20 protein-coding genes are annotated in these 22219 nt (G+C 68.9%); 7 read left to right on the top strand and 13 right to left on the bottom strand.

What is annotated here, in order from left to right; all coding sequences use genetic code 11:
- Position 1: 1 nt before the first annotated feature.
- From DRV85_RS11815 to DRV85_RS11840, 6 genes are all read right to left on the bottom strand, one after another.
- Positions 2-889, bottom strand: a complete 888-nt coding sequence (locus tag DRV85_RS11815; RefSeq protein WP_113289673.1) for a transglycosylase SLT domain-containing protein — start codon at positions 887-889, stop codon at positions 2-4.
- Positions 890-986: 97 nt separating this feature from the next.
- Positions 987-3347 (bottom strand): hypothetical protein, encoded by a 2361-nt coding sequence (locus DRV85_RS11820; RefSeq protein ID WP_113289674.1) that lies wholly within the window; start codon positions 3345-3347, stop codon positions 987-989.
- Positions 3344-4213, bottom strand: coding sequence for a flagellar motor stator protein MotA (gene motA / locus DRV85_RS11825; protein WP_113289675.1), 870 nt, complete (start codon positions 4211-4213; stop codon positions 3344-3346). The genes DRV85_RS11820 and motA overlap by 4 nt, the downstream gene beginning before the upstream one ends.
- A gap of 49 nt (positions 4214-4262) precedes the next feature.
- Positions 4263-4850 (bottom strand): MotE family protein, encoded by a 588-nt coding sequence (locus DRV85_RS11830; RefSeq protein WP_113289676.1) that lies wholly within the window; start codon positions 4848-4850, stop codon positions 4263-4265.
- Positions 4847-5218 carry a hypothetical protein gene (locus DRV85_RS11835; RefSeq protein ID WP_233495490.1) on the bottom strand — a complete coding sequence of 124 codons (372 nt, stop codon included), beginning with the start codon at positions 5216-5218 and terminating at the stop codon, positions 4847-4849. The genes DRV85_RS11830 and DRV85_RS11835 overlap by 4 nt, the downstream gene beginning before the upstream one ends.
- A gap of 9 nt (positions 5219-5227) precedes the next feature.
- Positions 5228-5704 carry a flagellar basal body-associated FliL family protein gene (locus tag DRV85_RS11840; protein ID WP_113289677.1) on the bottom strand — a complete coding sequence of 159 codons (477 nt, stop codon included), beginning with the start codon at positions 5702-5704 and terminating at the stop codon, positions 5228-5230.
- A 130-nt stretch (positions 5705-5834) separates the two neighbouring features.
- On the opposite strand from DRV85_RS11840, the gene fliF reads away from it, so the two are divergent.
- The 4 genes from fliF to fliP are packed head-to-tail and all read left to right on the top strand — an operon-like array spanning position 5835 to position 9046.
- Complete coding sequence (gene fliF / locus DRV85_RS11845) at positions 5835-7442, top strand: flagellar basal-body MS-ring/collar protein FliF (protein ID WP_420820918.1); 1608 nt, start codon at positions 5835-5837, stop codon at positions 7440-7442.
- Positions 7442-8038 carry a FliH/SctL family protein gene (locus DRV85_RS11850; RefSeq protein WP_113289679.1) on the top strand — a complete coding sequence of 199 codons (597 nt, stop codon included), beginning with the start codon at positions 7442-7444 and terminating at the stop codon, positions 8036-8038. Before fliF ends, DRV85_RS11850 begins: the two co-directional genes overlap by 1 nt.
- Positions 8031-8324, top strand: a complete 294-nt coding sequence (locus DRV85_RS11855; RefSeq protein ID WP_113289680.1) for a FliM/FliN family flagellar motor switch protein — start codon at positions 8031-8033, stop codon at positions 8322-8324. The genes DRV85_RS11850 and DRV85_RS11855 overlap by 8 nt, the downstream gene beginning before the upstream one ends.
- Positions 8321-9046: a flagellar type III secretion system pore protein FliP gene (gene fliP / locus DRV85_RS11860; RefSeq protein ID WP_113289681.1), complete on the top strand. Its 726-nt coding sequence runs from the start codon at positions 8321-8323 to the stop codon at positions 9044-9046. The genes DRV85_RS11855 and fliP overlap by 4 nt, the downstream gene beginning before the upstream one ends.
- Before the next feature lie 226 nt (positions 9047-9272).
- On the opposite strand, the gene DRV85_RS11865 is transcribed toward fliP, so the two are convergent.
- The 5 genes from DRV85_RS11865 to DRV85_RS11885 all read right to left on the bottom strand — a co-directional run bounded on the left by DRV85_RS11865 (position 9273) and on the right by DRV85_RS11885 (position 15083).
- Positions 9273-10373 carry a flagellar basal body P-ring protein FlgI gene (locus tag DRV85_RS11865; RefSeq protein WP_233495502.1) on the bottom strand — a complete coding sequence of 367 codons (1101 nt, stop codon included), beginning with the start codon at positions 10371-10373 and terminating at the stop codon, positions 9273-9275.
- A 5-nt stretch (positions 10374-10378) separates the two neighbouring features.
- Positions 10379-11152, bottom strand: coding sequence for a flagellin (locus DRV85_RS11870; protein ID WP_233495492.1), 774 nt, complete (start codon positions 11150-11152; stop codon positions 10379-10381).
- A gap of 236 nt (positions 11153-11388) precedes the next feature.
- Entirely contained in the window at positions 11389-12801 is a 1413-nt protein-coding gene (locus DRV85_RS11875) for a FlgK family flagellar hook-associated protein (protein WP_158540151.1), read from the bottom strand.
- A 53-nt stretch (positions 12802-12854) separates the two neighbouring features.
- Entirely contained in the window at positions 12855-14150 is a 1296-nt protein-coding gene (locus DRV85_RS11880) for a flagellar hook protein FlgE (protein ID WP_113289685.1), read from the bottom strand.
- A 108-nt stretch (positions 14151-14258) separates the two neighbouring features.
- Complete coding sequence (locus DRV85_RS11885) at positions 14259-15083, bottom strand: flagellar motor protein MotB (protein ID WP_113289686.1); 825 nt, start codon at positions 15081-15083, stop codon at positions 14259-14261.
- A gap of 193 nt (positions 15084-15276) precedes the next feature.
- Here DRV85_RS11885 and DRV85_RS11890 point away from each other — a divergent pair, with 193 nt between their 5' ends.
- Entirely contained in the window at positions 15277-17421 is a 2145-nt protein-coding gene (locus tag DRV85_RS11890; RefSeq protein ID WP_113289687.1) for a YjbH domain-containing protein, read from the top strand.
- Positions 17400-18107, top strand: coding sequence for a YjbF family lipoprotein (locus DRV85_RS11895; protein WP_147238838.1), 708 nt, complete (start codon positions 17400-17402; stop codon positions 18105-18107). The genes DRV85_RS11890 and DRV85_RS11895 overlap by 22 nt, the downstream gene beginning before the upstream one ends.
- A gap of 18 nt (positions 18108-18125) precedes the next feature.
- Here the strand turns inward: DRV85_RS11895 and DRV85_RS11900 are convergent, their stop codons facing one another.
- Both DRV85_RS11900 and DRV85_RS11905 read right to left on the bottom strand, forming a co-directional pair.
- On the bottom strand, positions 18126-19976 hold the full coding sequence (locus tag DRV85_RS11900) for a polysaccharide biosynthesis protein (RefSeq protein WP_338066969.1): 1851 nt from the start codon (positions 19974-19976) through the stop codon (positions 18126-18128).
- 247 nt (positions 19977-20223) lie between these two features.
- Positions 20224-20871: a sugar transferase gene (locus tag DRV85_RS11905; protein ID WP_113289690.1), complete on the bottom strand. Its 648-nt coding sequence runs from the start codon at positions 20869-20871 to the stop codon at positions 20224-20226.
- Between the two features lie 230 nt (positions 20872-21101).
- On the opposite strand from DRV85_RS11905, the gene DRV85_RS11910 reads away from it, so the two are divergent.
- Positions 21102-22187, top strand: coding sequence for a polysaccharide biosynthesis/export family protein (locus DRV85_RS11910; RefSeq protein ID WP_233495493.1), 1086 nt, complete (start codon positions 21102-21104; stop codon positions 22185-22187).
- Positions 22188-22219: the final 32 nt, after the last annotated feature.

Below are 22219 nucleotides of genomic sequence, written 5' to 3' on the forward strand. Positions count from 1 at the left end.
GTCACCCCCCTGCGGCGAAAAGCGGCCGCACGCCGGCCAGCCCGGCGGGTACGAGCGATCCGGCGACGCCTGGCGCTTCGCCTGAGAGCAGTAGCGGAAACCGGTTCGCCGCATCGCGCGGCGGTGTGACGGCAGGCGGTGCCGGGGGTGTCTTTGGCAGCGGTGGCCGATGGGCGAGCTCCGCGCGCACGGATACGTATCTTTTTCGATAACGCTGCGCATGGACGGGCGTGCGCGAGTGATACGCGGCTGCCGCCGCCGTCCAGTCGCCGGTTTCGGCATGCAGACTTTTCAGAAAGCGCGCCGCGTAGAGCGCGCCGGTCTCCGGGTCAGCCATGTCGTCGAGCGAGCGAAAGGCGTCGCCATGCCAGCGGTGATTGATCTGGAAACACCCGAGATCGAAGCTCGTCGCGCCGCGCGAGACGTGGTGCGCGACGTAGTCCAGCATGCTGGCGCGGTCCGGGAACCATCGTCCCTCGCCTTCCATGTTCACCGTCCAGGGCCAGGGCGTGAGGATGCCGGCCTGACGCCGGCCGGTTTCCACCCGCGTGATCGCCAGCAGAACCTCGGCCGGAACGCCTTCAGCCGCTGCCGCCGTTCGTGCGGCGCTGTCGCAGCGCGCCGCTTCACTGGCGGCCGGGCCGTACGAACAGCTCAGCAGCCACGCGCAGAGAATCCGGCGCAGAAGCGAGGCGAAGGCGCGCCGGCGATGGACGGGCGAGCGCCATCTGCGCCGGCTCGGATCATTTGCCGCCTCCGTTCGATTGGTACGGGGATGGCGCCCGGGGGCGATGAAGGTTGCGGCGGCGGACGTGCAAACCGTTCCTGACCGCAATCGCTCATTGCTGAACCGTTTCCGCACGCCATGCGGCGCGGCATCGCTCGCCATTCGTTCACCCGCGCGTTCTGCTGCCTTGGGCCAGAGTCGCCCGCGAGGCCAAGGTTGACATGGGCGGGTTTAGGGAAGGTTAGTCTCTTGCGATGCGTCAGGGGCTGGTTGTTCCGTTTGCCGCGACAGGGCCAGGCACGCGCGCAAGAAGCTCTTCGAGCGCCGCCCGGGTCGCCGCGCTTTCTTCGATCAGTGCGCGATTGCGGGCGAGGATGCCGGAGTCTTCCTCGAAATTGCCGTCGCTCGGCGCAGACGAAAGACCCGGCCCCGGACGTGTCGCAGCCGATGCGCGTGCAGGGGCGCCAGCATCGCGCGCAGCCTCCTGAAGCCCGCCGTTCGGATCCGCCGATGGGACATTCGGACGCAGGTCGGGGCGCGCGGCCCCGGTGCTCTCGCCCGGCGCGATCGGCGGCGACACGTCCGGGCGCGCGCGGTCGTCGACCGGCTGCGCCGCCTCGCCGCGGCTCTGCTTCGACAGTTGGGATGCGCCAGAACGACTCGGTGCGTGCGCGGCTCGCGCCACCGGCCGTGGCGACACAGGGTCCGCGCTTGCCATGTGTGCGCGCGCTCGCAGACGTTCCGCACCGGGGCCCTCCAGCCCGCGCAGTTCGAGCAACGCGTCCTGCGGTCGGGCGAGCTGGAGGGCGGCTTGAGCGCGGAGTAGAGGCGCGTTGCCCCGACTCGCCTCTGGCGTTTCGCCGTTGAGCCAAGACAGGGCGATCTCGGGGAATCCCAGCTTGAGCAAGCGCGCAGCGACCGCCTCTGCCGCCGCGGGGGGTAGCTGTGCTGGCGCGTCACCGCGGGCGATCACCCGGCGCAGGAAGGCCGTCTCGTCCGGCGCCGCGGCGACTGCGGACCACAAGGGGCCGAGGGTGCCCGGCGCGTCGATCGCGTAGCCGGCCTCTGCGACAGCGTCGAACGCCGACAGCGCGCTGTCGAGGTCGCCCGAGCCGGCGAGCGCGAGGACATGCGCGCGGCGCAACGCTTCACCCAGCGGATGATCGCGGTACTCGCGCGCATAGCTTCCGGCGAGCTGAGCCGTCTCTGGCGCAACCGGGCGGCCGTCTGCGACCCGGGCCTCCACCAGCGCCACCAATGCGCGCGGTCCCTCCGCGCTCGTGCCTGACGCGACCGCGCCGAGAAGTCGCTCGGCCTCGGACGGCCGCCCCTCGGCGAGCGCACCCTCCGCACGGGCGACGTCGAGCCCCGGCGTCGAGCCGGGCGTGAGACGTTCGACGGTGCGCAGGATCGAGGTCGCCGCGACCGGCCGGTCGGCCTGCCTTAGTCGCGTCACTAGGTCGGGCGCGAGATGGCGCCGGAGCTGCATCGGCAGCGCCTGAAAGGCACGCCGTACAGCGTCTGTGTCGACAGAGTCGAGCGCGGAGGGCGCAGGCGCCTCGAGCACCGACCAGAGCGCTGCGGGGCCGGGGCAGGCCGCCTGGCCCGAGAAGGCCGGCTTGCCAGCTTGGCTCACCGCGGGCATCCCGGCACCATCCAGGATACGGGCCAGCGCCCCGAGCGTTTCGCCCGCACCCGGGCGGAGCGCCGGAGCCGCGAGCGGCAGCACCGCAGCGGCCTCCGCGCCGAATCCCATGTGTAGGTAGAGACGCGCGAGTGCGGCGGCCGCCCCCGAATCGGGGCGGTCGAACTCGCGGTAAAGCGCCAGCCGATGCCGCGCAATCTGCTGGGCGTAGGGCGTGCCGTCCGACCAAGCCGTGAAATCAAGATACTCGTCAGGCAGACAAGTCCGCCTCGGTGCCGGCGGCGCGCCTGCGGGAGCATCAGGCTCGGCAGTTGCGATGAAGGGCTGCCGTGTGTCGACCTGCGCCGCCACGCCGGTGGTCGGCACGCGCCCATCGGGCGCTGCCGCGACCGGCGGGCTGGGGGTGTCCGGCCGCGACCGGACGGACGGCGTCAGCAGCGCCTGCGTCGCAGCCCGGCCGATCTCTTCGGCGAGCCTGCGTTCGACAAGGTGCAGGTCTTCGTCCCCCACTCCTTCAATCGACAGCGGCTGCCAGCGCCGAGAGATCCCCGGCAAAAGCGGCAGCGCGAGGCTGTCCGCGGCATTGCGGAACCGGGGCGCGCTTGGTGGCGGATCAGGCGGATCGGCGATGTCGATCACCAGCATGCGTCCATCGTGCAGGAAGCTGTCGATGGTACACTCGCAGCCCAAGCGCAGCGTGAGCTGGCCCGGGTCGGGCCCGGGCTCCGCCGCACGCAAGCGCTCACGCGTGATCCGCGCGAAGACCTGGGACAGATCGAATCCGGGAGCACCGCCGGAGAGCGTCACGGTCGCCGTTCGGCCCGCCGCCTCGATTTGCCAGGAGACCCGCCGCGGCAAGTCGAGGGCCAGCCGGGTGAATCCGTCGTGCTCGCCGCCGCGCACGCGAACATCCTGAGCCACCGCGCCGCCAGCGCAGACGACCATCAACATGAGCGAGACCAGCCAGCGAGTCATGCAGCCTCCGTTCGAAGCGATCGCAGCGACTCCTCGAGGTCGGTGAAGCTGGGCCGGACGTGCTCGGGCGTATTCTGTCGTCCGACTTCGATGCATATGTTGGTGGCGTGGGCGTGCAGGTTCGCGACCAGCACCTCGCGGATCAGCTGGTAGAAATGCGCTTCCTCCTCGACGATCGCGCGAAGGCGTGCCGAGAAGGGTCCGACCAGACCGTATGCGAGGAAGACCCCGAGAAACGTGCCGACGAGCGCGCTGCCGATCAGTTTGCCGAGAACCTCGGGCGGCTGATCGATGGAGCCCATGGTCTTGATAACGCCCAGCACGGCGGCGACGATTCCGAGGGCCGGCAGTCCGTCGGCGACGGTCTGCAGCGCGTGACTGGGGTGCAGCGCGTGCTGCGTCGCCGCCTCCATGCGCTTTTCGAGGACTTCCTCGACCTGGTGCGGATCGTCGTAGTTCATCGAGGCCGCCCGCATCGTGTCGGCGATCAGCGCGACCGCCTCGTGATCGGCCAGTATGCGGGGGTAGCGCGCAAATATGGCGGAGTCCGCGGGCGCCTCGATGTGCTCCTCCGCCGCGACGGGATCCTGCCGCGAGACACGTATGAGCTCGAAGAGCAGGCACAGCAGATCACGATAGTCCTGGGAGCGCCAGCGCGCGCCGCGGAAAAGCTTGGGGATGTCCCGTGCCGTCTGTTTGACCACGGCGAGATCGTTGCCGATCAGGAAAGCGCCGGTCGCAGCGCCAAGGATCATCATGAGCTCGAAGGGCAGTGCGTTCAGAATGATCCCGAACTTGCCGCCAGCGAGCGTGTAGCCGCCGAAGACCATGCCGAACACCACGAGAATGCCGACGACTCCGATCATCCGTGCTTCTCCTCCGCGAGGGGCGCTTGTGTGCTGCGGGGCTTCATGCTCATTCCGTCGGCGCCTCCGCGTTGCGCCCGGCGAGAAGCGCGCTGACGGCATAGGCCGCGTCCGGATTCATACCGGCGAGGATTCCCGCCGCCGCCTCCGGGCGCATTCGGCCCAGAAAGCCCGCGGCGAAGGTCGGCGCCATCGCCTCGAACAGCGGCGCCGCTTCCTTGGGCTTCATGGCTTCGTACACCGCGGTCAGGCGGCTCAGATCGTCCTCGGCCGCAGTCTCGGCCAACGCGATGGTATCGCGCAGCGCTGCCTCGGCTGCCTCCAGGTCGGCCATGCGCCGGTCGATTTCGCGATTGGCGACGGAGAGCGCGTCGAGCCGCGCGGCGATCTCCGCCTCACGGGTGGCGATCCGCTCTTCGCGTGCTTCCAGTGCCTGCAGAACCTTGGCGACCTCCGGCGCGGGGGCGCATTCCCCACCGCGTTCGGTCGTTCCCGTGCCGGTCTCCTTCGGCGTCCGGGCCAGCGCGTGGCCCGCCTCCGTTCCGAGACGCACGGCGGCCGAGGCGATCAGAAGCGTGGCAATCGCGGCGAGCGTCCCACGGCCCCGACGGCGCGGCGCGCGGCGCACCACGCTCATCGCTCTCCTCCCATGGCGGCCCGACTGGCGAATACCGGCTCCGCCGCCGCCCTGGCCGCGTCCTGCCGCTGGGCGGGCGGGGCATCGGGCAGATCGTGCATCGACGCCACCAGAAGCTCGAGACGCTTGGCGACAGATTCGGCGCGATCGGTCAGTTCCTGCAGGGACTCGTTCGAGCGGTCCGCCGTAGTGCGGGCGGATTCCAGCGTTCGCGCCAGATCGTCCACTTGCGCGGAAAGCACCGCGACGGCGCCGCCAACCCCTCCCTCGAGATCGTTGAATCGCGTGAGGCGCCTCGCCAGGACGAAACAGTAGAGCCCGGCGCCCAGCGCCCCGGCGGCGAGCAGAATGTCTGCGACAAGATCCATTTTCGGCCCTCAGGTCATCACGAATTCCATCACGAGCAGATCCCGCACCCGCCCTTCGCCGGTGACGAGCTGCAGCCGGCGCAGCATTTGCGCACGCAGTCGGACGAGCGCCCCGGGCGACTCGATATCGCTTTCGTCCAGCGCGCGCAGGTAGGTGTTGAGCACGTCCATGATGCGCGGGCGCAGCCGCTCCACTTGGGAGCTGTGCGCCGGCGCGACTTCCAGTTCCCCGGTGAAGCGCAGATGCCGGCCGTTCGCGAGCGAAACGACAATCGGCTCGAGCGGCACGAAGGCGACCTCGGCCAGCGGCCTGGACGCCGGCCTCTCCGCGTCGCCGGCCGCATCGTTCCCCAGCACGGGCACCAGGCCGCCGCGCACCGCGAAGAACCCGCCCGTGCCGCAGACCAGCGCGAGAACGAGTCCCGCGGCCAGCGGCCAGCGGCTTCGTTTCACGGGCGCGCTTTCCCTGGCGGCGGTATCGGACATGCGAATCCTCCTCTCGTGCCCCGCCACATTGGCAGGCAAGGGCTAACCGATTGTTAAGCGGGATCGCGCATGACTGCCCCCGAAAGCCCGGGCAGAAGTCCCGAAGGTCAGGAGGCCTGTCTTGCAGCAATTGCTTTCCCTATGGCGCGCGCTGAGCCCCATGCGGCGCATCGTGGTCCTCGGGGCGGCGGCGGCGGTCTTCGTCGCCGTGCTGGCGATGGCGCGGATGGCGGCGCAGCCGGGCATGGCGCTGCTCTACGCCGGCCTCGACGCCGCCGCCGCAGGCGAGGTGGTCAGCGCGCTCGAGGCGCGCGGCACCACGTTCGAGGTCCGTGGCGATTCGGTCTTCGTCGCGGCGCATGAGCGCGACCAGCTGCGCATGACGCTCGCCGGGGAAGGTTTGCCAGCCACATCGGCGCAGGGCTACGAACTGCTGGATTCTTTGTCGGGCTTCGGGACCACGAGCCAGATGTTCGACGCAGCGTACTGGCGCGCGAAGGAGGGAGAGCTCGCACGCACGATCCTGTCGGCACCGGACGTCACGGCGGCACGCGTGCATATCGCCAACGCAGGCGACAGGCCCTTCCGCCGAGATCTGCGGCCAACCGCGTCAGTCTCCGTGACGATGAGTGCCGGAACTGTCGGCGCGGAGCAGGCACGCGCGATCCGTTACCTTGTCGCCTCCGCCGTGCCCGGCATGGCGCCGGATGACGTCGCGGTGATCGATGGCCAGGGCGGCCTCGTCGCCGCCGCCGAGGAGGCCTCGCCCCACGCCACCACCGGAGAGGAGCGTGCGGCCCGGCTGCGCGAGCGCGTGCTGCGGCTGGTCGAGGCGCGCGTTGGACGCGGCAACGCGGTGGTCGAGGTGGCCGTCGAGACAGTCACGGAACAGGAGATGATACGCGAGCGCCGGATCGATCCGGAGAGCCGCGTCGCGATCAGCACCGATACCGAGGAGCGCAGCAGCCAGTCCCAGGATACGGGCGGCGACGTAAGCGTGGCCTCGAACCTGCCGGACGGCGACGCTGCCAGCGGCGACCGTCGGACCAGCACCGACACGGAGACCCGGGAACGGGTAAATTTCGAGATTTCCGAGACCGAGCGCGAGGTGCTCCGAACCCCCGGCGCCATCCGCCGGCTGACCGTCGCGGTGCTCGTGGCCAGCGCGCCGGACGGGGCGGAGCCCGCCGGCGCCACACCTCTGCCGGACGAAGAACTGGCCGCGTTGCGCGACCTGGTGGCCGCCGCCGTGGGCTTCAATGCCGAGCGCGGAGACGAGATCACGATTCGCGCCATGCCGATGGCTGCGTTGCCCGCGGCGCAGGGCACGCCGGCGCAGGAAAGCTGGTTCGCCACGCTGAACCTCGACGCGATGCGGCTGGTGCAATTGGGCGTGCTGGCGGCCGTGACGCTCGTCCTGGCGCTCTTCGTCCTGCGCCCGATGCTCATGCGTCCGACGCCTGGCGAAGAGTCCACGGCGCTTCTCGCGCAAGACCCGGAGGCCGGTAACGGCCCGGCCGGTCCGGTTCCCGCAGCACTCGACGGCGAAGTGGAAATCGGCCCGTTCGGGGGGCCGGGTCTGCCCATGGCTGGACCGGATCCGCTGGCCGTGGCCGACGATCATGACGGGACAACAGAGACGCCCGTCGAGCGGCTGCGCTCGCTGATCGAGGAGCGGCGCGAGGAGACGATGGAGATCCTGTCCAGCTGGCTCGAGGACGAGCAGGAACGCGTCTGATGTCGATCGCGCATCTCCTGGAAGATTTCGGCGAGCCCGTCGCCGAGCAGCCGGCCCCCGCCCTTGCTGGCGAAGCGCTGGAGGCGCACCGGCTCGAGGCTTTCGAGGAAGGTTATCGGGCGGGATGGGACGACGCGGTCAAGGCGCAGGCGGAGGAGGAATCGCGCGTACGGGCCGATCTCGCGCGCAATCTGCAGGAGATGTCGTTTACCTACCACGAGGCCTACGCACAGATCAGCCGCGCGCTGGCCCCGCTCTTCGAGCGGATCGCCGACACGCTGCTGCCCTCGGCGGCGCGGGACTCGCTCGGGTCGCATGTCGTCGAGCAGCTGACTGCTCTCGCCCGCGAGGGCGCGGAAGGCGTGGCGGAGGTCGCCGTCGCACCCGAGAGCGAAGCGGCCGTCGCGGCGCTGCTGGAAGAGGGGCTGCCCTGCCAGGTTCGGTTGCGGTCAGACGCAATGCTCGGCGCCGGCCAGGCCGAGATCACCTTTGGCCAAGTCGAGCGCGAGATCGATCTCGATGCCGCCCTCGCGGCGATAAACGACGCGATTCACGCCTATTTCCACGAGACAGAGACGGAGAAACGTCATGGATGACAGACCCGAAAACACCTCGCTCAGCGATTCGGCGCGTATGTTCACTGCCGTGCCGATCGAGATCACGGTCTGCGTCGGGCGCGCCCGGCCCCTGATCCGCGACCTGCTGCGGCTCGGCGAGGACGCGGTGCTCACGCTGGACCGGCGTGTGAACGATCCGGTCGAGCTCTACGTCGGCGACCGGTTGATCGCCCGCGGCGAGCTCCAGGAGGTCGACGGCGACCAGAACGGGCAACTCGCCGTGCGCCTGACCGAGGTCGCTGATCTGGAGGCAGGTCTGGCATGAAGCCGGCCGCCCCCGCGCTCGCGGCGCTTGCCGTGGTCGTCGCGGCGCCCGCCGCCGCACAGGAGATTACCATCGGACTCGGCGACGGGGGCAGTCTGACGGCGCGCAGCGTTCAGCTGATCCTGCTGCTGACCGTGTTGAGTCTGGCGCCCGGGATCGCGGTGATGATCACCTGTTTTCCCTTTCTCGTCACGGTCCTGTCGATCCTGCGGCAGGGTCTCGGTCTGCAGCAGTCGCCGCCGAACATGCTGATCGTGAGTCTCGCGCTCTTTCTGACCTGGTACGTGATGGAGCCGGTCTTCACCGCCGCCTGGACGGCGGGAGTCGACCCGTTGATCGCGGGACAAGTGGCGGTCGATGCCGCGTTCGGCGCGGCTATGGAGCCGTTTCGCGGCTTCATGCTCAATCGGGTCGATGCCGCGACGCTGGCCGCGATGGCGGATCTGCGCGGCGAGCCGACGGATACCGCGCCCGACGCGATGCCGCTCTCCGTGCTCGTCCCGAGCTTCATGCTGTCCGAGATCGCCCGAGCCTTTCAGATCGGGTTTCTCGTCTTTCTCCCCTTTCTGATCATCGACCTCGTGGTCGCCGCTGTGCTGATGTCGATGGGCATGATGATGGTACCCCCGGCGATCGTGGCCCTGCCCTTCAAGCTCGCCTTCTTCGTGGTGGCCGATGGTTGGAGCCTGATCGCAGGCGCACTGGTGCGCAGCTATCTCTAGACGCGCGCCTGCCCGGCAACCGCGCGGGAGCCGTGGATCGGGCAGCCATGTCCGCCCCAGGCATACCCGGCCCCCGCGTAGGCGTTGCCCCGCGCCGCGCCGAGCGAAGAGCCAAGGCGCGCAATCTCTCATGCGCGTGGAACGGGACGGCGCCGCCCTCGTCCACCGACCTGGTTGCGCTCCGGAGCGGGCGCCGGCGCCTTGCACAGGTGGTCCCGGCGGGAACTCAGCGCACCACGAACTCGGCGTGCAGCGCGCCGGCCGCCTTTATGCTCTTGAGGATGTCGATCATGTCCCGGGGCGCCACGCCCAGGGCGTTCAAGCCGGCGACGACTTCCGAGAGGGAGGTTCCGGGGGGCACTTCGGCAAGTCCCAGGCCCTCCTCCTCCTCGATGTCCGCCTGCGTGCGCGGGACAACGACGGTCTCGCCCTGCGCGAACGGATTGGGCTGCACCGCGAGCGGCGCTTCCTCGATGCGCAGCGTGAGGCCCCCCTGCGCGACCGCGACACGCGAGATGCGCACATCCTCGCCCATCACGATGGTGCCGGACCGCTGATCGACCACGATCCGCGCGCGACGCTCCGGCGAGACCGCGATGTTCTCCACCCGTCCCAGGGCATGCGCCGGCGATCGGGCACCGGTGCGGGCGATGTCGAGCCGCACCGTGCCTGCATCCAGCATGACGGCCACGTCGCGCCCGAAGTCCCGGTTGATCGCCGTCTCGATCCGTGCGGCGGTGGTGAAGTCCGGCTCGCGAAGCGCCAGGCGCAGCGTCTCGAGCGAGGCGAAATCGAAGGGCACTTCGCGTTCGACCCGCGCGCCAGACGGAATCGAGCCCGAGGTGGGAACACCCTGCACCACCTCCGCTGCGTCACCCTCCGCGCTGGCGCCTCCGGCGATCACCGTGCCCTGAGCCACCGCGTAGATCGCGCCGTCAGCGGCATTCAGCGGTGTCATCACCAGCGTGCCTCCGAGCAGGCTGTCGGCATCGCCGATGGCCGAAACCGTCACGTCTATGCGGCTTCCCGCGCGCGCGAAAGGCGGCAGCTCCGCGGTCACGAAGACCGCGGCGACGTTGCGCGGGCGGAACTGCTCACCCGCGACGTTCACCCCGAGGCGCTCAAGAATGTTCGCCATGATCTCCTCGGTGAATGGCGCGTTGCGCAGCCCGTCGCCCGTGCCGTTCAGACCCACGACCAGGCCGTAGCCGACAAGGTCGTTGCCACGCACGCCATCGAACTCGACGAGATCCTTGATGCGCACCGGGCTCGCCGCGGCGACGCTTGCGAAGACGAGCGCGTGGAGCGCTACCGCGAAACCGCGCAGCACCCTCACCGGATCGTCTCCAGCAGCGTCAGTCGAGAGAGCCGGGCGGTCACCGCGTAGAGACTCTCGAGCTTCTGGCTCAGGGCTTCCATGCGGGTCGCCGCTTCGTATCCGTCGACCTCGATCAGGGAAGCGCGCGCGCGGCGCGCGCCACCGGCGGAAGCCTCGATCCGCGCGCCGGCGCGCTCGATGCGCGCCTCCTCGGCACCAAGATCCGCGCGCAGACCGATCAGTTGCGGCCCGGCGCTCCCGAGCCCCTCGGCGGCCGTGTCGAAAAGCGCGCGCACGGTATCTTCCGGCAGGTTCAGCGCTGCATCCGCCGCAAGGGTCGCGAGCGCGCTGGCTGCGAGCACTTGGCGCAGTGCCGGTGCATCGGCGCGGATGTCGAGCGCTGCCTGATCGCCGCCACCGAGCGGGACGGGCGACGCCGGGCTGTCGGCACCGAGATACCCGGACGAGTCGAAGCCGCCGCCGGGCGCGAACCAGTCCTCGACGATCTGCGCGACGCCGGCGGCTTCGGTCTCTGCCCCGATTTCGGCACGCAGGGTGTCCAACATGGCGTCCGCGCCGGCCAGCGCCGGCCCCGTGGTCGCAGCGCCTGCGAACAGGCTGCGACCGGCCGTGCTCTGGTTGAGCGCGCCCACGGTGTCTTCGAACGCGCCGCGCGCCGCCGAACCCGCCGCCGCGAGTTCGCCCGCGAGGCCGCCCGCTGCTGCAGACCGGAGCGTCGTCGCGAGGGGTTCGGTCGCGCTCTGGACGCGTCCCAGCGCGGCCTGCATCGCCGCGCTGCGGTTGGCCGCCTGCGCCTGATTCCGGCGCAGCGTCGCCGCAAGCGCGACTTCGCGATCGAGAGCGGCGAGCCGCGCAGTATCTCCGCTCAGGCGATCCGTCAGATCCGCCGCGCGCCCGGTCGACAGCTCCTGTCCGCGTGCGGAGAGCTCTGTCCGGAGCTGCACGGCCTGCCGGCGGAAAAGGAAGCCCTGCGCAAGATCTCCAACACGTACTTCGGTCATGGTCAGAGCCTCGTTAGCGTGTCCATCATCTCGTCAATCGCGCGGATCATCCGCGCGTTGGCGCCGTAGAGCTGCTCGATCACCATCAGCCGCTGCATCTCGGAATCGGTGTCGACACCAAGGCGACGCTCGGCAAGCGCAATTTCCGTGTGCTGCGCGGCGGCATGGCTTTGCCGCGCTTCGGCATCGACGAGCCGCGTCGAGACCTGCGCGGCCAGATCTGCAGCGAGCGCGGCGACGCCCCGCGGAACAGACCCGAAACCGCCTGCAACGGGCGGGCGCGCCTCGGCCACGGCCGTCTGCATCGCGGTCAGCAGTGCGCCGTCGCCCGCCGGGCCGGGCGTCGCCGCGCCGAGCCCGTCGCGCAGCCGCCAGGAGGCGCCTCCCGTCTCGGGGCGCACCGCATCGTTGACCTCGACGCGGCCGGCAAGGCCGGTTTCCGCACCCGCGGCGAAGGCAGCTCCAGCATCGGTAAACAGCCCCGGCGCGCCCGGCGCCAGCGTGGGGTCCGGCAACCCGTCCTCGAAGCGCGCGATCAGTTCGCGAGCGAGGGCGTCGAGGCCGGCCTGCGCCGAGACTGCGAGATCGTCCCGGACGAGGAAGCGGCTTTCAAGGCGCCCGCCTGCGAATCTGTCGACAGGCACGGGTCGCCCGTCGACGGTAAGCCCGGAGAGATCGCCATCGGCAGCGGTCATGTTGGCGGTGATCACGCCGCTGCGGGCGAAGCCGATCTCGACGGGCGATCCGTCGAGCAGCGTTGCACCGCCCTGCGTGTAGAGGGCGACAGCGCCTCCGGGCCGAGCGAGTTCGCGCAGGGGCACCAGTTCGGCGAGGTCGTCGATCGCCCGCTGCCGCTGATCCAGCAGGCCGGAGGTGTCCTCGCCCCGCACCCCGGCCGCGACCACGGCAGAGTTGAGATCATGAACCCGCGCGAGCGCCGCGTTCATGCGCTCCACCATTCGCCCGATGTCGGTATCGGCTTCAACACGCATCGCCTGCACCTCGGAAGACGCGTTTCGCAGACCCGAGGCCAGACGCTCCGCCGCCATGACGGCGGCATCGAGCCGCTGTGGTGCCGCGGGTTCGCCCGCGGCGGCGAGGAGAGCGGTCTCCAGCTCGGCGACGCGCGCCGACAGCGCACCGGGGTCGTCCGGCGTACCCAGCACATTCTCCAGGCGTGCGAGATAATCCGCCTCGGCAGTCGCACGTCCGAGCGCCGCATCGGCGCGCCGCCGGTCGGAGATCAGGACGGGATCCACATCGCGCATGACCCCGTCGACCCGCACGCCGCCGGCGGCGCCTTCGGCGCGCGCAGACAACTGCAGCGAGCGCGGGCCGTAACCCGGGGTGAGCGCATTGGAGATGTTGGACGAAACGAGTTCTGCCGCGCGCGACGCCGCGGAGAGGCCCGACAAGGCGTTCGAGAGCGAGGCGCTCAGACTCATGATCTATCTCCCACGCGGCGGCTTCAGCGCTTGAGGTTGGTGGTTTCCTGCAGCATCTCGTCGACGGTCTGGATGACCTTGGCGTTGGACGAATAGGCCCGCTGCGTGCGGATCATGTCGGTGAGTTCAGTCGCGACGTCGGTGGCGGACTCCTCGAGCGCGAAGGACACGATCTCACCGGTCGGTCCGTCCCCGGCTTCCCAGAGGAAAAACGGCCCACTCTCGGGGGACGGCAGATAGGTCTGCTGATCGAGCGAGACCATGCCGTTGGGATTCGGCAAGTCGACGAGCGGAATCTGATAGAGGCGGCGCGAGGCGCCGTTATCGAAGACGGCCGAGACGTAACCGGACTCGTCGACAGTGATCTCGCTCACGCTGCCGACGGGAAAACCGTCCTTCTCGATCGCGAGGGGAACAAAGCTGTCCGCAAGCTGCGTCATGCCGTTTGGGTCGCCCGGCTGTCCGATCTGGATTTCGATCGGTCCGCCGCCGGTCGTGACGATCGCACTGCCGGTGGTGGCGTCATAGGCCCCGCCTGACAGCGTCGTCACCGAGCCGAGGGTGCCGCCGCCCGTCGGAGTGTCGTCGAAGGTCAGGGTGTATTCGCCCACGACACTGCCCGTCGCCGTGTCGGTGATGGCCATCGTCCACTCGTTCGAGGACCCGCTGGCCGGCACCGTGGGCGTGAAGTCGAAATCGAGATTCCGGGACGTGCCAAGATTGTCGAAGTATTCGACCGACAGCGTCTCGGCCTCGCCGGATGCTCCCGCCTCGGTCGCCGTCGCAGGAAGGTTGAGGCCCAGCGACACGCGCGTGGTCGGCTCGCCGAACAATTGGTTGGCATTGATTCGCACCGGCTCCAGACCCGCGCTGGTATCCTGCGGGAAACTCGGGACCGAGCCGTCGCTGTTCGCAGGCCAGCCCAGGAGGACGTGGCCGGAGCCGGTGCGCAGGTAGCCCTCGGCGTCGGTCCGGAAGGATCCGGTGGTGCCGAGAAGCATCTGAGGCTGGCCTCCGAGTGCAACCTCCGTCGCCCGCGCCATGGGCAGGAACCCCCGGCCGCGCACCACGAGATCGGTCGGATTGCTGGTGCCGACGAGCGCGCCGCTTTCGTCGATCTTCCGCATGCTGGTGGTGCGCACGCCGCCGGCCGCGTAGTCCCGGCCGGAGTTGGACAACACCAGCGACTGGAAATCCGTCTCGGTACGCTTGTAGCCGTAGGTCGAGGCGTTCGCGATGTTGTCGGCGATGCCGGCCAGCCGGCTTCCATGTGCCATGAGCGCCGCGATGCCGGCATTGAGCGACGAAGAGATCGTCATGGAAACGCCTTTCTGCTGTCTCGGATCGGTCGGATAGCCCGGCTGATACCGTGACCGGGCTTAAGAACGACCTAACGCATAAGATCCGAGACATTCGGAGCGCTTCCGTCAGCCGGGCGCCCCGCGCAGGAAGATCACCTCGAAGCGGTCGTTGCGGGCCGCCATCGGATCGGACACGGCGGGCGTGCGATCCGCATGGCCGGTCACGCGGCGCATCCGGTCAGGCGACATGCCTCCTCGTTCCAGGAGCCGGCGCAGGCTCTGCGCGCGGTCCGCGCTGTCTTCCCAAGGGCGGCTACGCGCGAGCACGACGGGGGCGGCACGCACATGCGCCTCCACGGCGACGCCGTTCTCGACCAGCCCTGCTGCCCGCGCCACGATGCCCGCGAGCGTGCGAAGAGTCGCGGTCGGACCCTGCGCGTCGTAGAGCGGCGCGTCGGGCAGCGAAAACAGCTCGATCACGAGGCCTTCGTCGGTAACGCGCGTGACGACATGGCGCATCAGGCGATCGGGGACGCGGCTCTCGCCGCCCTGTCCGATGAGCGCCTCCTCCAGTGACTGCAGAGCGGCATCGAGCACGGGGGCTTCCCGACCGTCGTCCGATGCGGGCGCAGTCTGCGCCTCTTGCCGGCCGCCGCCCGTCCCCATCCTGGGGCGGTTCCTCTCCGCGAACACGGTGTCGCCGGCCAGCGCGCCGTCGCCGCCGCCGGAGACGCGCGCGATGGGAATCGTCGGGCTGAAATAGTCCGCGATCCCCTTGCGCTGTTCTTCCGTCGTCGCGTTCAGCAGCCACATCAGCATGAAGAAAGCCATCATCGCGGTCACGAAGTCGGCGTAGGCCACCTTCCACGCGCCGCCGTGATGACCGTGCCCGCCGCTCTGGCGTTTCTTCTTCCTGATGATGACCGGCGCGACATTGCTGTCGGCACCCATCGCTCACCACACCGTTCTCACCCGAGACCGCCAATAGCCCGAGCGGCCTTTCATATGCGTTAACGACCGCCGGGTCGCGTCGACGCGTCGTGCCACGGTTACAACGCTCGCTGCGGCGGGTGACCGCGAAGATGGACTTGTTGAAACTTCTACCGTAGCACCGGACCCGTCGGGTTAGGAGATCCACGCGCCGATGACCGAAGCCGCGCCCTGCCGCATCCCGCCGCTCCGTCCGCAATTCGCGGGCGCGGCGGTCCTTCTGGCGTTTCTGGCCGGTGCCGCCGGCGCGCAACCGGTCGAGAGCAGCTTCAACCTTTACGGCGTACCGGGCCTGGTGGACATGCCCACGGCGGAGGTGGCGCCGGACGGCACGCTCTCGACCACGATCGCGCACTTCGGCGGGACCACGCGCACGACGCTGCGCTTCCAGATCACGCCGCGGCTATCGGGGGCGTTCCGCTATTCCTCGATCGAGGATTTCTACCCGCCCGGTCCGCCGCCCTGGACCGAGCCGCGCTACTATGACCGCAGTTTCGACCTGCGGTATCAGATCCTGACCGAAGGGCGTTACCGGCCTTCGGTGGTCGTGGGCCTCCAGGACTTCATCGGAACCGGCCTCTATGGCGGCGAATACGTCGTGGCGACCAAGGCCGTCACGCCCGCGGTGCGTCTCACCGGCGGCCTGGGCTGGGGACGACTTGGCAGCCGCAACCCATTCGGCAGTCTCGGCGACCGGCCATCCGAATTGCTGGGCGAAGGCGGCCTGCCCACCTATGACCGATGGTTCCGCGGCGATATCGCAGCCTTCGGCGGGATCGCCTGGTCGCCCACCGACCGGCTGACGCTCAGCGCGGAGTATTCTTCGGACGATTACGTGCAGGAGCGGCGCGACGGCACCTTTCGCGGCTCCTCGCCCTGGAACTTCGGACTCGACTATCGCTTCGAGAACGGCACGCAACTGTCGCTCTACCATCTCTACGGCGAAGAGATCGGCGCGCAGGTGACGCTGCATTTCAATCCGCGCACCGCCGGCACGCCCGGCGGGCTGGAAGCCGGGCCGGTGCCGGTCGCCGTGCGGCCACCGGGCGCGGCGGAACGGCTCGGCTGGATCACGGACAGCAGGACCGCGGCGCAGGCACGCCAGGAACTCGCACAGGCCATGGCGCGCGACGCGCTTGTTCTCGAGGCCCTGCAACTCGAGCCGCGGCGTGCGACGGTTCGTCTGCGCAATCCGACCTATGGCGCGCCGTCCCAGGCCATCGGGCGCACGGCGCGGGCGATGACACGGGCGCTGCCGGACTCGGTCGAGGAGTTCGTGATCGTGCCCGTCGAGAAGGGCATGCCGCTGGCCCGGGTCGCGCTCAGCCGCAGCGACCTGGAACGGCTCGAGAACGACGCAGCCGTCGAGATGCTCGCGCGGACGCGGATCGCGGACGCCTGGCGCGCCGCGCCGCCCCCTGACCCGGGCCTTTATCCGCGCTTCGCCTGGTCGATCGGCCCCTATCTGCAGTTGAGCGTCTTCGACCCCGACAACCCGGTGCGCGCCGACATCGGCGCGCGCGTCGAGGCGGATTACCGGATTCGGCCAGGACTGATCCTGTCGGGCTCGGTGACGAAGAAAGCCGGCGGCAACCTCGATTCGGTGACGCGGCAGGGCACCTCCGGCCTTCCCTATGTCCGCACCGAACTGCGCCAATACTCGATTCAGGCCGATCCGGCGATCGAGCATCTGACGCTTGCGCATTACGGCCGGCCGGGGCGCGATCTCTACAGCCGTGTGACGGCCGGCTATCTTGAGAAGATGTATGCCGGCGTCTCCGGCGAAGTCCTCTGGAAGCCGGTGGACAGCCGTCTGGCCCTCGGCGCCGAGCTCAATTACGTGCAGCCGCGCGATTTCGACCAGCTGTTCGGCCTCCGCAGCCGGCAGACGCCCGGCGGCGAGATCCCCACGGTGAACGGCCACCTGTCCGCCTACTACGATTTCGGCAACGGCTTCCACGGGCAACTCGACATGGGCCGCTACCTGGCGGGTGACTGGGGCGCGACCGTGTCGCTCGACCGGGAATTCGCCAACGGCTGGCGGGTGGGCGCCTATGCGACGGTCACCGATGTCCCGTTCGACGATTTCGGCGAAGGTTCCTTCGACAAGGGGATCCGCATCACGATCCCGCTGAGCAGCATCTCGAACACGCCGTCGCGGGCCTCGAACACCGTCCGCATCCAGTCGCTGACACGGGACGGCGGGGCGCGGCTGAACGTGCGCGACAGGCTCTACGAGACGGTGCGCGACTACCACGGGCCGGAGATGGCGAAGACGTGGGGGAGATTCTGGCGATGAATGCGCGGCGCAAGCTCGGACTGGCCGTGACGTCGGCGCTGGCAGCATTCGCGTTGGCGGCCTGCGGGTCGGGTACGGACTCCGCCGATCGGGCGACCGTTCTGAAGGAGCTCGCCCGGAACGTGCTGGCGCAACAGACCGCGCAGCCGCGACAGCCGGTCGGCCCGGCCCAGGTGCAGGCGGCGCTCGAGGGTTCCGAGGGGCCGCTGATCTATGCGCGTTTCGCCGAGACGGGAAGCACCGTCATCATGATCGGCATCGAGAACAACGGCCCCTACACCACTTACGCCACGCAGGCGCGCCAGACGATCACGCTTCGGGATGGCTTTCTGACGGCGACCCGCGGGATGGGCGGGGACCTGATGTCCGCGGATATTTCGGGTGTCCGGGCGCTGATCGCGGCGCGTCGGGCCGGCCGCGCGAAGCGGGTCATGCGCTTTCTCAACGCCGAGGACGTGACCTACGAGGTGGTCTTCGATTGCCGGATCGTGCCGGGCGAGACCCGGCGCGTGCAGGTCGGCGCCATCACGACGAGCGCCACAGAGGTCCGGGAAGACTGTACCGGCCGCCGCGGGCGCGAGATCACCAACACCTACATGGTCGATCCGCAGGGTCGCGCCGTGGTATCGCGGCAATGGACCGGGGACCTGATCGGCGCCACCGAGCTCCGACTCCTGCGCTTCTGAGCGCCGAGCGGAGCGCCCCTATTCGTTGATGGTGCTCGAGCGCGCCCCGAGATCCGATTTCTCGATCCAGCGGCGCATGACGCCAGCCGCGGCCGCACCATCCTGCGCCTCGATGGCCTTGCGCAGCTCCTGCACAGCGCTCGCCATCTCGAGCTCGGACAGACGACCTTCCTCCGCGCGCAGGATCTTGGGATGCGGCGTGGTGAGCATGTCGCTGCCGATCAGCAGCTCCTCGCTGAGCTTTTCGCCGTCACGCAGCCCGATGAACTCTATCGCGATGTCGCCATCCGGATTCTCCGGGCAGCGAACCGTGTATCCGGCGCCCTCGATCATCTGACGCGCGACCTGCTGGATCGACACCGGCGACCCCATATCGAGCACAAATACGTCGCCGCCTCGAGAGAACGAGCCGGCCAGCAGGACGAGGCGGACCGCCTCTGCCACGGTCATGAAGTAGCGGGTCACGTCTGCATGGGTCACCGTGACGGGTCCGCCGCGCGCAATCTGCTCCTCGAAGAGCGGGATCACGGACCCGGAGGAGCCGAGCACATTGCCGAAGCGAACCATGGAAAACCGCGTCCCGCCGGAGCGCGTGGCCAGATCCTGCACGATCAGTTCGGCCAGCCGCTTCGAGGCGCCCATGATGCCCTTTGGCCGCACCGCCTTGTCGGACGAGATCAGGATGAACCGTTCGACCCCCGCCTCGCGCGCCGCATCGGCCATCACCTTCGTGCCGATCACGTTGTTGCGCAGTCCCTCGATGCAGTTCTTCTCGACCAGAACGACGTGCTTGTAGGCAGCGGCGTGCAGGACCACGTTGATCCCGTTCTCCGCGAGAACCCTCGAGACCAGGCTCTTTTCGCAGACCGAGCCGAGCACGGGAACGATCTCGATCCCGGTTTCCATGTCCTGAAGCTCGCGTTCGATGTTGAACAGCGAAAGCTCGCTGTGATCGAGCAGCACAAGCCGCGAAGGGCCCGCTGCGACGACCTGGCGGCAGAGCTCAGACCCGATGGAGCCTCCGGCCCCCGTCACAAGAACCGACCGCCCCTTGTAGGCATCGGTCACCTCCGGAAGCTCGGCCTCCATCCGTCCGCGCCCGAGAAGCTCGCTCAGCTCCGCGCGGGTCACGCGCTGGTGATCCGCCTTGTCGAGCACGAGCTGCGCGAAGGACGGCAGCGTCTGCACCTCGCAGCCGAGATTGCGAAGGCGGCGGGCGATCCGCGCCTGCGCCGGCCGGCCGGCCGAGGGCATCGCCAGAACGATGCGGTCGATTTCCTTGGTGGCGACGAGCTGCGGGAGTTGCACCGGCGAATGGACCTTGAGCCCGGCGACGGTGAGGCTTTGCAGCGTCGGGTTGTCGTCCACGAAGGCGACGGGCAGAAGCGTGTCGTCGGTGCGCAGCGCGGTCGCGAGCTGCTGGCCCGTCTGGCCGGCGCCGTAGATCAGGACATGCTTGCGCGCCTTTCCGGCGATGTAGATCCACAGCACGATCGACCGGAGCCAGATCCGCCCGAGCACGGTGAGGATCAGGAAGGTCATCGTGTGCAGGATGAAGAGCTGCGTCGGCATCGCCGTCGCGGTCAGGGCGTTCACGACGACGCCGGCACCACCCATCGCGACCGCGACCCAGGTCGTTCCCATGACGCCCTGCATCTCGTAGGCGTTGAGCTTGATGCGATGCAGCCCGAACCAGATGATCAGCCCGCCGCCCACGGCGAGCATCGCGGCGAGGAACGGCAGGCTCGCCTGAAGCTCGACCCAGGCCGGCAGGCGGCCGAGAAGCAGCGCTTGCGACAGCACGAAGGCGACCACGATGGTCAGAAGGTCGATTGCGAGGAGGATCCAGCTCTTTTGTGCGCGGCTCAAAGATGTGCAGAGCTCATAGAGCATTCCTGTCCCCCGGAAAGCCATTCTGGATCCAATTCGCAGGACCGGCAAAGTCGCTGTTTCGGCCTGTGCGCGACTCGTGAAGCGCCGATCATGCAAGCCTACGCTGCGGCAATTTGCCTTAACGCGAACTTAAAGCCTTCCCTGACCGAGAGACCGTAGCCCCCTGCAGCGAATTTTCACAAGCTCAAAATGCTGCATTTGCAAATGCAAGGCGGTTTCCCGCCTAGTCTTCTGCGCGCGACCGGCGCCGCGGATGACCGGGAACCACCGGCAGCCGCCTGAAGACCGTGGCGAGCATGATCCACAGATCGAGACACAGATCGCGGCGCGCGGCGTAGATCAGATCAAGCTGCGCCTTGCGCGGCACGCAACGGCGGACATAGACGGCCTCCGTCTCCGCCGCCGTCCGGCAGGGCGCGAGCAGGCGTTCTTCTTCCGCATGGTAGATCAGCGTGGCGAGCCCGGTGATGCCGGGGCGCGCGCGCAGCACGTCGGCGTAGAGTTCGGGAAAGGCCTCGACATAGCGCCGCAACGGCGGTCGCGGGCCCACGAAGCTCATCTCGCCGCGCAGGACGTTCCAGAGCTGCGGCAGCTCGTCGAGGCGCCAGCGGCGCAGCACGCGTCCGATCGGCGTGATCCGCGCCGCCTTGTCCCCGCCGGACACGCCGCTGTCGTCGTCGACCGGCGTCATCGTCCGGAACTTCCACAGAAGAAACGGCCGCCCCGGCGCCATCATGCGCTCGGAGAGGAAGAACACCGGCGGCCCGTCGCGCAGGCGCACCATCACGGCGACTGCGAGCACGAGCGGCGACAGGAGGACGGCAAGCCCGAGGGCGACCACGATATCGAAGGCGCGCTTGCCCGGAGTCATTTTCGCGATTCCTGTTGCAAAGATGGCACCCCGGTCCCCGAAGAACGGCGCATCGCGCGTTGCTTTCCCTGCGACGTCGTCTAATGTCGCGCTCATCTAAAGATCGTCCGGCCCGGGGCTGGCAAGTCGAAAGGCCGCTGCCTTGGCCCGACTGTGTCGATGCCGCCCGAACCGGCGGAGTCTGGGGGAAAGACTTGCGCGTGCGCTGCCTGCGTCGATCCGTTCTGCTGTTGCTCTCCGCATTGTCGATCGCGGGTTGCAGTCTGCCCCGCGGCGCCGCGCTGCAATCCGAGATCCTGCGCGAGGACGCCGCCGATACGCCCAGCTTCCAGGTGGTCGAGGTCACGCGCGCGGTGGTGGCGGACATCGCCCGGTGGCCCGCCACCGGGTGGAGCGGAAGCTACCACTGGCTGACCACCGGGCGAGGTCCGAAATCGACGGTCATCAGGCCTGGCGACGAGGTGCGGATGGTGATCTGGGACAGCCAGGAGAACTCGCTCCTGACCGCTCCGGGACAGAAGAACATCGTCCTCGAAGCGATGGAGGTTTCGCCCGAAGGCACGATTTTCGTCCCATATGTCGAAGACGTGGTCGTCAGCGGTGCAACCCCTCAGCAAGCCCGGGCGCGGGTGCAGGAGGCGCTGGAAGAGATCGTGCCCTCCGCGCAGGTCCAACTTTCGGTCAAGCAGGGCGAAGACAACTCGATCGACATCGTTTCGGGCGTCGGCGTGCCCGGCAGCTACCCGCTGCCCTCTCGGGATTACACGATCCTCAGTGCGCTGGCGGCAGCGGGGGGCGTCCGCGAAAGTCTCGAGAACCCGCTGGTGCGGCTGATCCGGGGCGACGAGACCTACGAGATCCGCGCCGGACAGCTTTTCGAGGACGCCACCCATAACGTCCTGTTGCGCGGCGGCGACAAGATCGTGATCGAGGAGGATTCGCGGAGCTTCACCGCGCTCGGGGCGGCCGGCACCGAGGATCTCATGGCCTTCCCCGATGAAGAGGTGACGGCGCTGGAAGCGATGTCGCTGATCGGCGGGCTGTCGGACTCGCGTGCCGATCCGGAAGGCGTGCTCGTCCTGCGCGAATACGACGCGCGTCATGTCGGCCGCACGCCGGGCCCCACGCATCGACAGGTGATCTTCACCTTCGACCTGACCACGGCGGACGGGCTCTTCGCGGCGCGGAACTTCCTGATCAATCCGGACGACACGGTTCTGGTGACCGAGTCGCCCGTCACCAAGGCGCAGACGATCTTCAATCTCTTCGGCACGGTCTTCGGTCTGACCCGACAGGTCACGACGGTCGCCAACTGAAAAGGCCGCCCGGGCGGGGCGGCCTCTTCTCA

Source organism: Rhodosalinus halophilus (assembly GCF_003298775.1).
Lineage (GTDB): Bacteria > Pseudomonadota > Alphaproteobacteria > Rhodobacterales > Rhodobacteraceae > Rhodosalinus > Rhodosalinus halophilus.